Raw genomic sequence first — 2419 nt, forward strand, 5'->3', positions numbered from 1 at the left:
GCTGGCCGGGGCGGCGGCGGTGCGGTCGGAGGCCGGCGCCGCTCCGGCGAACGCCAGCAGGGTGCCGACGCCGGTCAGGAGGGCGCAGCTCAGGTGGCGCGCACGTCGAGGGAGATAGCTGTTGTCCATGCCGGTCTCGATTCCGGTCCAGATGACCAACCGAGTGGTCCTGTCCCTCAGCGGACCAGGTGAGACGTCGTTTAGCCAGAGCCGAACGGACTGGTTTCGGCTGCTGCACGGAGGCGTTCCGAGCGACCGGGGCGTGGCCGACGGCGGTCTCGCCCCCTGTGCCCTGGTAGGTGGAAGAGTGAGCATCATGGCGAACCACCAGGCAGCTGCGGCGGCAGACCCGGGATACGCGGCCGCGCTGGACACGGCGGAGCGTCTGCTGGGCTTCCGCTTGGAGCGCTTTCTCGGCGCTACCCCTGGTGAGCCGGCCAACGGTGCAGACTTCAAGCGGATCGCGACGACGCACGCCTTCGGCGACGTCTGGCCGCGCACCGAGCATCTGGACACCCGGACGCGGGCACTGGTCTCCGTGACCATCGCGGCCACACTCGGCGTCCTGGAGCCACTTCGCGGTCAGCTTCGCATCGCGCTCAACGCCGGTGCCACCAAGGAAGAGATCGCCGAAGTCTTCCTCCAGGTCGCGGTCTACGCCGGCGTTGCCCGCGCCTTCGACGGCTACCAGGTCGCGGCCCAGGTCTTCGCGGAGGACCCGGAAGGCTCCGACCCGGGTGTGTGATCGCGCGGACGTGGGAGAAGCGCGGCATCACGTCGAAGAGCGGAGCCTCTGCACCACCGGGTTGCCCCCGATACCGGGACACCGTCGACGAGCCGTCGGTAGACCTGAACAGGGCAAGCTCGACGCCGGTGAGCGCCGGTGAGCGCCGGTAGCCGGGCCGCCGGGTGAGCCGGCGTCGCCACCTCCGACACGGTCCGCGCCCGAGGACACCCACCTGAGCCGCCGGTGCCACCCGGCGTACCGGCATGACCGGCGACGGCCGGGTGGACCTCAATCAGTGCCGTGGGAGAAAGGTTGCCGCGGGTCAACTAGGAGTGGTGGGCCACCCCGCCGCCGTCGCCGTCCCGAAGACCCGCTGGTCGCAAGGCCCGGGTGGCGGATCGCCGGTTACCGTTGCCGCTGTGCGGGCGGCGGCGGGGGAGACGATCGGTTTCTCGGTGCTCGGCTCGGTCAGGGTGGTCCGGGCCGGCGCCGAGCTGCATCTGGGTGCCCGCCAGCAGCGCCTGGTGCTCGCGTTGCTGCTGGCCCGGGCCGGTTCACCGGTCTCCCTGGCCGAGCTGGTCGACCTGCTCTGGGACGAGGAAGCCCCGGCCAGCGCCGCGAACGTCGTGCACCGGCACGTCGGGGTGCTCCGGCGGCTGCTCGAGCCCGGCCTGCCCACCCGGTCGGCGGGCCGGCACATCCTCCGAGAGCTCTCCGGCTATCGGTTGCGTGCCGACGAGGAGTCCCTCGACCTGCTGAAGTTCCGGTCGCTGAGCCGGCGGGCGGGCCGCAGCCTGCAGGACGGCGACCCCGAGTCGGCGCTGCGGCACTCCCTCGACGGGCTGCGGCTGTGGCGCGGTCGGTGCGCCGCGGGTCTGGAACCGGCCTCCCGCCAGCATCCCGCGTTCCTCGCCGTGGAGGCCGAACGCGCCCAAGCCGTGCGCGAGGCCGCCGACGCCGCCGAGCGCTGCGGCCGGCTGAGCGCGGTGCTGGCGCCGCTGCGGCAGGCAGCCGAGCAGCACCCGCTCGACGAGTCGCTGCAGAGCCGGTTGCTGCTGGCGCTCGCCGCCGACGGTCGCCAGGCGGAAGCCGTCGAGATGTACCGGGTGGTGCGCCGCCGGCTCGCCGACGACCTGGGCATCGATCCGGGCGACGAGCTGCGGGAGGCGTACGACCGGCTGCTGCACCAGCGCACCCAGCCGATGCGTACCAAATCGCCCTCGCCACTTCCCCGGCCCGCGCAGCTGCCGCCGGACCTGCCCTTCTTCAGCGGCCGGGACGACCTCGTCGCCGAGGCCCGCGCGGCGGTCGCGCGCCCGGGCGGGCCGGCGGTGCTCGCGATCGACGGCATGCCCGGGATCGGCAAGACCGCCCTCGCCGTCCACCTCGCCCACCGGTTCGCCGCCGGCTACCCGGACGGGCAGCTCTATGTCGACCTGCGCGGATACGACGGGCGGGAGCCCGCGATGAGCCCGGCCGAGGCGCTGCGCGGCTTCCTCGGCTCGCTCGGGGTGCCCCAGGAGGGCATTCCCGCCGAGCTGCACGCCCAGGCGGGCATGTACCGCAGCAGGCTTGCCGGCCGGCGCCTGCTGATCCTGCTCGACAACTGCCGGGACGCCGAGCAGATCCGGCACCTGCTGCCGGGCGGCCCCGGCTGTCTGGTGATCGTCACCAGCCGCAGCCGGCTCAGCA

The 2419-nt window shown here is 73.4% G+C and carries 2 protein-coding genes; both read left to right on the forward strand.

Features of this window, described 5'->3' with window-relative positions; all coding sequences use genetic code 11:
• Positions 1-316: 316 nt before the first annotated feature.
• Positions 317-745 (forward strand): carboxymuconolactone decarboxylase family protein, encoded by a 429-nt coding sequence (locus JNW89_RS34765; RefSeq protein WP_238452256.1) that lies wholly within the window; start codon positions 317-319, stop codon positions 743-745.
• 401 nt (positions 746-1146) lie between these two features.
• Positions 1147-2419 (forward strand): BTAD domain-containing putative transcriptional regulator (locus JNW89_RS34770; protein WP_238452255.1); only part of this gene is annotated, 1273 nt, incomplete at its 3' end.

This window comes from Micromonospora sp. 4G55 (assembly GCF_016803375.1).